This is a genomic window from Brevundimonas sp. (genome assembly GCF_032107865.1).
GTDB lineage: Bacteria > Pseudomonadota > Alphaproteobacteria > Caulobacterales > Caulobacteraceae > Brevundimonas.
This window is the reverse complement of sequence record NZ_DAMCNG010000151.1, coordinates 1-6,947: the sequence shown is the minus strand read 5'-3', so window position 1 is coordinate 6,947 and position 6,947 is coordinate 1. Positions and strand designations below refer to the sequence as shown.

Below are 6,947 nucleotides of genomic sequence, written 5' to 3'. Positions count from 1 at the left end.
GCCGCCAGTTGGCGCGCGAACAGGATGCGGCCGTCGCCCTGCCGAATGACCAGGATGGCGGGCTTGCGCGCCTGCAGAATGACCTGAGAGGCCGTGGCCGAGGCGCCGTAGATGGCCCCACGCGGGTTGAAGGCGGCCTGCACCGGCGGCGCGGGCGGCGGGACGGCGTTGGGGTCGTCCGGGTCGATCCCGGTCAACTGGGCCTCCAGCCCCGGCGTGATGTACATGGCCGGCGTCGTCTGGTCCGGCGGGGCCGCCTTGGGCGCGCCGAGGTAGAGGGCGCGGTCGCGTTGATGATCGGCCTGCTCGGCCCAGTCCTTGGGCACCGCAACCAGGTCCGAAGGGTGCGGCGCCTCGATGCGGTTGATGCGCTGAAAGACGTTCCAGCCGATCACCACCGCCAGGAAGACGCCGATCACGCCCAGGATCTTGGGCGAGTTCTGGCGCATCTGCTGCAGGGCGGCGCCCGTCGGCGGCTGCAGCGGCACGGCCGCATCGGGGTATTCCTGCTTGAACCGCTCGACCGCGTTCAACTCGTCCAGGCCCAGGGCGCCGGCGTAGGCGCGCACATAGCCCATGGAGAAGATACGCGACGGCAGGACGGCGTATTCGCCCTGCTCCAACGCGGTCAGGAAACGCGGATGCACCCGCGTCTTGGTCGACAGTTCGGCCATGGACAGGCCCGACGCCAGGCGCGCGGCGCGCAGGGAGGCGCCCAGGGAATCGTCCGAGGGTTCCTCAGGCGTCGCTTCAGGCGTCGCCTCCGGGGTCTGATCCAGCGTCGCGTCGGCGTCGAAGTCGAACGCGGCTTGCCGATCCTGGTCCATAGGGTCGGGGTTCCGTCACGTCAGGCGCCCGTGCGCCCGTCACCCCCGCTTAGACGAGGCGAGAAGCGCGGGCAACGCGGGAAAGCGGCCCCGCTTGTTCAGACTTCGACGTTGAGCTTGCGCGCCAGGGACTCGATCTCGCCGCGCACCGACCCGGCCGACGAGCCCAGCAGGACGTTCATCCCCCGCCGCGCCGCGTTCAGATCGGCGGACAGGATCATGCGCTTGACCGGCCCCACCCCGCCCGCAGGCGCGGACAGGCGGTTGTAGCCCAGGGTGATCAGGGCGAAAGCCTCCAGCGGACGCCCCGCCAGCTCGCCGCAGACCGAGACGGGCGTGGCGCTGTCGGCGCACTTCTGCTGGATCTCGGCCAAGGCCCGCAAGGCGGGCGGCGACAGGGGATCATAGCGATCCGACACGCGCGGGTTCGTCCGGTCGGCGGCGAACATATACTGCAGCAGGTCGTTGGTGCCGATCGAAACGAAGTCGGTCAGCGGCAGCAGGGCGTCCAGGTGCCACAACAGGCTGGGGCATTCGATCATGGCCCCGACGCGCAGCAGGGACGGCAGGGGCCGCCCCCGGCGCCGCGCCCAGTCGCATTCGACATCGACCAGTTCGCGAGCGGCGCGGAACTCGTCCACCGTGGCGATCATGGGGAACATGACGCGCAGTTCGCGCCCGGCGGCGGCGCTGAGCAAGGCGCGCAACTGCATCCGCAGCAGGGCCGGTCGATCCAGGCCCAGACGGATGGCGCGGCGGCCCAGCGCCGGGTTTTCCTCCCGCTCATTGTCGAGATAAGGCAGCACCTTGTCGCCGCCGATGTCGAGCGTGCGGAAGGTAACGGGCCGGTCGCCCGCCGCGTCCAGCACCAGCTTGTAGAGCGCCGTCTGGGCGTCCAGACGCGGCAGCTCGTCCGAGACCATGAACTGGAACTCTGTGCGGAACAGGCCGATGCCCTCGGCGCCGGTGGCGTCCAGATTCTCCAGGTCCACCGCCAGGCCGGCGTTGGCCAGCAGGATGATGCGCTTGCCGTCCTTGGTGACGGCGGGGGTATCGCGCAGCTGGTCGAACTCGGCGCGGCGCTGCTCGCGCACGGCCATGCGGCTCTCGACCGCCGCCAGCATGTCGGGGCGGGGCCGCAAGTAGGCCTCGCCCGTCTCGCCGTCGACGATGACCTGATCGCCCTCGGTCAAGCGGTCGCGCAGGCCTTGCAGGCGGCCGACGCAGGGAATCTGCAAGGCGCGGGCGACGATGGCCGCGTGGGCGGCGGCCGAGCCTTCTTCCAGCAACAGGCCCCGCAGCTTGTGGCGCGGATATTCCAACAGGTCCGCCGGACCCAGATTCTTGGCCACCAGTATGGCGTCGTCGGGCAGGTCGCGCTGGCCCGGATGATCGCCCGCCATCAGCCGCAGAAGGCGATTGGCCAGATCCTCGAAGTCGTGCAGCCGTTCGCGGATATAGGGGTCGCGGGCGTTGGCGAAGCGGGCGCGGTGCTCGTTGCGGACGCGGTCGACGGCGGCCTCGGCCGTCAGGCCCGAGCGCACCGCCTCCTCCAGCGACCGGTTCCAGCCCCGGTCGTCGGCGAACATGCGATAGGTCTCGAGCACCTCATAGGGGGTGCCGCCCAGCTTGCCCTGGCTGCCCTCCAGCAAGGCGTCGATGCTGGAGCGCAGACGGTCCAGCGCCTCCTTGAGGCGCGTCTCCTCGGCGGCGGGGTCGTCGGCCAGCAGTTGTTCGGGCGCGATCGGCGCCTCGTGCAGCACGGCCCGGCCGAACGAGAGGCCTTCGGCGAACTTCTGCCCCTTCAGCCGCTCGGGCCGATGGGGCGCGACCTCGACGTCGCGAAGCTCTTCCAGCGCCAGCAGCTCGCCCGAGGCCACCGTCTCCGCCAGGACCATGGCGATGGTCTGGATGTCCTCGACCTCTTCCTCGTCATAGCGACGGGCGGCGCGGTTCTGGACGACCAGGACGCCGATGGCCCGACCGCCGCGCAGCAGGGGCGCGCCGAGGAAGGCGTGATAGGGGTCTTCGCCCGTTTCCGGCCGATAGGAGAAGCTGGGGTGCGACTGGGCGTCCGACAGGCTGATCGGCGCGGCCGTGCGCGCCACTTCGCCGACCAGGCCCTCGCCGGGGCGCAGGCGGGTGTTGTGAACGGCCTCGGGATTCAGGCCCTCGGTGGCGAACAGTTCCAGCTCGCCCGAGGCGCGCCGCAGATAGATGGAGCAGACCTCGGCCACCATGGAGCGGGCGATGATCCGCACCACCATGTTCAGCCGGTCCTGCGCCGGCGCGCCCCCGCCGGCCCCGGCCAAGGCCTCGCGGATCTGGCGCAGCAGGAGGCGAGGCCCCCTCGCCGTCACTGCCACGCCCTTGACCATGGTCTCTCCCGCCTTGCCGCCCCTGATCCGTTCCAGATAGGGCGGCCCTTCCAATATCCTAGTCTTCCGCGTCCAGACCGTAGGCCGCGTGCAGCGCCCGCACCGCCAGCTCTGCGTAATCCGAATCGATCAGTACGCTGATCTTGATCTCGGAGGTCGAGATGGCCTGGAACTTCACGCCCTTGTCAGCCAGGGCGCGGAACATGGTCTGGGCCACGCCCGCGTGACTGCGCATGCCCACGCCGATCACCGAAACCTTGGCCACGTCGTCGTCGACCCGCAGCTCCTCGAAGCCGATCTCGGCCTTGGCGGCGGTCATCAGGTCGGCGGCGCGACGCGCGTCGCGGCGGCCGGTCGTAAAGGTCAGGTTGACCGCGCCTTCGGTGCGGGCCTGGCTCTGCACGATCATGTCGACATTGACCTCGGCCTCGGCCAGGCGGGTGAAGACGTCGGCCGGCGCGTCCGTCCGGTCCGACAGGCCAAGCAGCGTGATCCGGGCTTCGTCCCGGCTCATGGTCACGCCGGAAACGATGCGCTTTTCCACGATCTCATCCTCGTCGCAAATCAGGGTGCCGGCGTGTTGCGGCAGGTTTCCGTTTTCATCCGGTTCGATGAAGCTGGACAGGACGCGCACCGGCACGCGCTTGTGCATGGCCAGCTCGACCGAACGGGTCTGAAGCACCTTGGCGCCCAGCGACGCCATCTCCAGCATTTCTTCGTAAGAGACCTTCTCCAGACGCCGAGCGCGGCTCTGGATGCGCGGGTCGGTCGTATAGACGCCGTCCACGTCGGTATAGATGTCGCAGGGCGCGCCCAGGGCCGCCGCCACCGCCACCGCCGAAGTGTCCGATCCGCCGCGGCCCAGGGTGGTGATCCGTCCGTCGCGGGTCACGCCCTGGAAACCCGGCACGATGGCGATCTCGCCCGCGTCGAGCGCGGCCCCCAGCGCGTCGCCGGGCACCTCTTCGATGCGGGCGCGGCCGTGGGCGTCGTCGGTCAGGATCGGGATCTGCCATCCCATCCAGCTGCGCGCCTTGAAGCCCATGTTGCGCAGAGTCAGGGCCAGCAGGCCCGACGTCACCTGCTCGCCCGAGGCGACCACCACGTCGTATTCGTCATCCGACAGGACGCCGTCGCCGTACAGGCCCGGCGCCGCCGCGCCCACGCCGTCGGTCCAGGCGACCAGCTCATTGGTCTTGCCCGCCATGGCCGAGACGACCACGGCCACCTTCTTGCCCCTGCCGGCTTCGGCGGCGACGATGCGTGCCGCGCGACGGATGCGTTCCAGGTCGGCCATGGAGGTGCCGCCGAACTTCATCACCAACCGGTTCGTGTCGGCCCGCGTCATCCTGGCGTCTGATCCCCTGCTTGCATGGCGGGCGAAGGCGGTCCATGCCTCTGCCCATGCCCGCTTCTAACGACAGCCTCGATCCGCGCAAACCCCAAAGCGAAGAGGGTTTTTCACCCTTTGCTACCGATCGTGCCGAAGGGCCGAGCATCGACCCGGCCGACGTAGCGCGCTTTTCGGCTCAGGCGGCCGAGTGGTGGGACGCCAAGGGGCCTTTCGCTCCGCTTCACCGCTTCAATCCGGCGCGCCTGAAATTCGTGCGCGATCGGGCGGCGGAACACTTTGATCGCGACGTGCGCACGCGCGCGCCGTTCGATGGTCTCAGCCTGATCGATATCGGCTGCGGCGGCGGCCTGATCGCCGAGCCGATGCGGCGCATGGGCTTTGAGGTCACGGCCATCGACGCCTCGTCCGAAAACATCGGCACCGCCCGCGCCCATGCCGAACAGGTCGGTCTGGACATCGCCTATCGCGCCGCCACGGTGGAGCAGATGATGGAAGCGGGCGCCGGGCCGTTCGACGTAGTGCTGACCATGGAAGTCATCGAACACGTCGCCGATCCGGAAGCCTTCATCCGCACGTGTTCGAAGCTGATCAAGCCGGGCGGCCTGATGATCGTCGCCACCCTGAACCGCACGCTGAAGGGGCTGCTGCTGGGCAAGGTCGCGGCGGAATATGTGCTGCGCTGGGTGCCTGCGGGCACCCACGACTGGCGCCAGTTCCTCAAGCCCGAGGAACTGCGCGCCATGCTGGACGGCGAACCCCTGACCGTCACCGGCCCCTATGGCCTGGCCTATGATCCGCTGAACGACCGTTGGAGCGAGGGCGACGACGTGGGCATCAACTATATGATGATGGCGACCCGCGACGCATGAGCGGCCCACGCCGCATCGTCCTGACCGGCGGTCCCGGCTCGGGCAAGACCACCTTGCTTGAAGCGTTGTCGGCGGCGGGCCATGCGACCTCGCCCGAGGCTGGACGCGCCATCATCCGCCGCCAGCAGGCGATCGACGGCGCGGCCCTGCCGTGGAAGGACCGGGCCCTGTTCGCCGAACTGATGCTGGACCGCGAGTTGGGCGCCCACGCTCGCGCCGAGGGCGCCGCCGGCCCCGTCTTCTTCGATCGCGGCGTGCCCGACGTGGTCGGCTATCTGACGCTGTGCGGACTGCCGGTCCCGGCCCACATGGAGCGGGCGGCGCAGGACATCCGCTATGACCGGCGCGTCTTCATCGCCCCGGTCTGGCCCGAGATCTTCGGTCAGGACGCCGAGCGCAAGCAGGATCTGAACGAGGCCCGCCGCACCTTCGAGGCCATGGCCGAGACCTATCCGCGCTTCGGCTATGAACTGATCGAACTGCCTAAGGCGCCCGTCGCCGAGCGCCTCGCCTTCGTGCTGAAGTCGCTTACAGCGGCCTGACCATATAGCGGGCGTCGTCACCGTAGCTGGCCAGCTTCTCGGCCATGCCCGGCGGGTTCTGAATCTCGAAGCCATTGCGCGCCCAGAAGGCTGAGGCGTCATTGACCGCCACCAGGGCGACCGCCGGCCAGCCCGCCGCCCTGGCCTGTTCGGCCAGGCGCTCGACCACCGGCCGGGTGTGGCCGCCGCCGCGCGTGTCGGGGTGCAGGGCCAGGTCGTGCAGATAGACGACCTCGGCCTCGGCCGGGATGGCGTCGATCAGCACGTTCAGCGCCGGGGCGGCGTTCAGCACCCACGGATAGGCGACCAGATAGCCCATGACCGGCCCGTCCTCGGCGGCCAGGACGAAGCAGCCCTCGGGGTGCAGCTCCAGACGGTTGGCGAAGCAGGCGCGCTCTTCCGGATGATCGGGGAAGGACAGCTGGGCCACCGCGACCACGCCGTCGAGATCGTCCGCCGTCATCGGTCGCCAGGTCAGAGTGGACAGCGAGCGTTCAGCTCCGCCCTGTTGAATCGCCATTGCACGCTCCGCTTCTCATCGTCGTCCGCCCCTTCGATCCGGGCGGTCAGTCTATCCCCCGCGCGTTCATAGATGATGCGGTGCGGAAAGTCGTTGTCAGGATTGGCGAAAACCGCCCGCTGCGGGCCGCTGTCGATCAGGCGGAAGCGGGTGGCGGGCGCCCCGTCGGGCTGGGCGAAATAGGCCAGGCCGCCGTCCTTCAGAGGGGCGATGCGGGCGCTCTCGAAGCCGCTGCGGCCATTGCGCACAGTGACCGAGTGGCCGACGATCAGCCCCGCGCGCGGGTCGCTCCAGGTCTCGGACGCCTCGCGTCCGCCGGAACAGTCCAGCCAATAGCCCGCCAGCCACGACAGATCGGGCGCAGGCGTCGCGGGCGCGGCGGTCTGCAACAGGGCGGCGGCCAGCAGGCTGAAAACGGACATGGGCTCTTCCCTCCTCAAGGACGAAGGGCAGGTTA

Annotated in this window: 7 protein-coding genes; 2 read left to right on the top strand and 5 right to left on the bottom strand. The window is 69.5% G+C overall.

The genetic code is table 11. The annotated features are described in order from the left end of the window. From RT567_RS11990 to RT567_RS11980, 3 genes are all read right to left on the bottom strand, one after another. On the bottom strand, positions 1-827 hold an 827-nt coding region (locus tag RT567_RS11990), incomplete at its 3' end, for a helix-turn-helix domain-containing protein (protein ID WP_313576568.1). 98 nt (positions 828-925) lie between these two features. Next, entirely contained in the window at positions 926-3,205 is a 2,280-nt protein-coding gene (ptsP, locus tag RT567_RS11985) for a phosphoenolpyruvate--protein phosphotransferase (RefSeq protein WP_313576567.1), read from the bottom strand. A 58-nt stretch (positions 3,206-3,263) separates the two neighbouring features. Continuing rightward, positions 3,264-4,553, bottom strand: a complete 1,290-nt coding sequence (locus RT567_RS11980) for an aspartate kinase (RefSeq protein ID WP_088410979.1) — start codon at positions 4,551-4,553, stop codon at positions 3,264-3,266. A gap of 44 nt (positions 4,554-4,597) precedes the next feature. On the opposite strand from RT567_RS11980, the gene ubiG reads away from it, so the two are divergent. Together ubiG and RT567_RS11970 are read left to right on the top strand one after the other, a co-directional pair. Next, positions 4,598-5,428 (top strand): bifunctional 2-polyprenyl-6-hydroxyphenol methylase/3-demethylubiquinol 3-O-methyltransferase UbiG, encoded by an 831-nt coding sequence (ubiG, locus tag RT567_RS11975; protein WP_313576566.1) that lies wholly within the window; start codon positions 4,598-4,600, stop codon positions 5,426-5,428. After that, positions 5,425-5,970, top strand: coding sequence for an AAA family ATPase (locus RT567_RS11970; protein WP_313576565.1), 546 nt, complete (start codon positions 5,425-5,427; stop codon positions 5,968-5,970). The genes ubiG and RT567_RS11970 overlap by 4 nt, the downstream gene beginning before the upstream one ends. Here RT567_RS11970 and RT567_RS11965 read toward each other — a convergent pair. Then, positions 5,957-6,490, bottom strand: coding sequence for a GNAT family N-acetyltransferase (locus RT567_RS11965; RefSeq protein ID WP_313576564.1), 534 nt, complete (start codon positions 6,488-6,490; stop codon positions 5,957-5,959). The two genes, RT567_RS11970 and RT567_RS11965, sit on opposite strands and share 14 nt — an antisense overlap. Beyond that, positions 6,445-6,912 carry a DUF6265 family protein gene (locus RT567_RS11960; protein WP_313576563.1) on the bottom strand — a complete coding sequence of 156 codons (468 nt, stop codon included), beginning with the start codon at positions 6,910-6,912 and terminating at the stop codon, positions 6,445-6,447. The genes RT567_RS11965 and RT567_RS11960 overlap by 46 nt, the downstream gene beginning before the upstream one ends. Between the last annotated feature and the right edge of the window lie 35 nt (positions 6,913-6,947).